Consider the following 971-nt stretch of genomic DNA (forward strand, 5'->3'; position numbering starts at 1 on the left):
CTCGGTTGATTTCTCTTCCTCGGGGTACTTAGATGTTTCAGTTCCCCCGGTTTGCCTCCTGTTGCTATGTATTCACAACAGGATACTTACTTATGTAAGTGGGTTTCCCCATTCAGGAATCCCAGACTTAAAGGTTATTACTACCTAATCTGGGCTTATCGCAAGTTATTACGCCTTTCATCGCCTCTGACTGCCAAGGCATCCACCGTGTACGCTTAGTCACTTAACCATACAACCCGAAAGGGTCTTGTGTATGCCAACTAACCAAGGTTTTTGGTTATCATTAAGAAGGGTTAATTCTCAATGACTGTTTGCCGGACTCAATTTCGATTCAAACTAAGTTTGAATCACTCTTTATTTCCACTTTTAAAAAGTGAAGACAAAAAGCCAAGACACTTGAATGTGTTTGTTGTGTTTATACTGTTCTTATTAAATAAGAGCAGATAAACATTGAGAACTTTTAAATTTGATTGAATTACTCGTGAGTAATCAATCAGTCAGCTTTCCAAATTGTTAAAGAGCTAGCTATTTCAAAAGAAATAACCATTTTTAAAGATTCTTAAGGAAGAACACTTAAAGATGGTGGAGCTATGCGGGATCGAACCGCAGACCTCCTCGCTGCCAGCGAGGCGCTCTCCCAGCTGAGCTATAGCCCCATCTGGAAAAGTATTTCTACTCTTAACTTTTCTAAACCTAATCAATCTGTGTGGACACTTATCGTGATATCTTCGTATAAGGAGGTGATCCAGCCCCAGGTTCCCCTAGGGCTACCTTGTTACGACTTCACCCCAGTCATGAACCACAAAGTGGTGAGCGTCCTCCCCGAAAGGTTAAACTACCCACTTCTTTTGCAGCCCACTCCCATGGTGTGACGGGCGGTGTGTACAAGGCCCGGGAACGTATTCACCGTAGCATTCTGATCTACGATTACTAGCGATTCCGACTTCATGGAGTCGAGTTGCAGACTCCAA

The 971-nt window shown here is 42.9% G+C and carries 1 tRNA gene and 2 rRNA genes; all 3 read right to left on the reverse strand.

The window, feature by feature from the left end:
• Window positions 1-229 (reverse strand): 23S ribosomal RNA (locus L1D22_RS22100); the annotation flags it as partial.
• Window positions 230-580: 351 nt separating this feature from the next.
• Window positions 581-656: transfer RNA gene (locus tag L1D22_RS22105), tRNA-Ala, on the reverse strand.
• A 77-nt stretch (window positions 657-733) separates the two neighbouring features.
• Window positions 734-971, reverse strand: a 16S ribosomal RNA gene (locus tag L1D22_RS22110); the annotation flags it as partial.

The organism is Vibrio sp. Isolate34, assembly GCF_022397915.1.
Classification (GTDB): Bacteria; Pseudomonadota; Gammaproteobacteria; order Enterobacterales; family Vibrionaceae; genus Vibrio.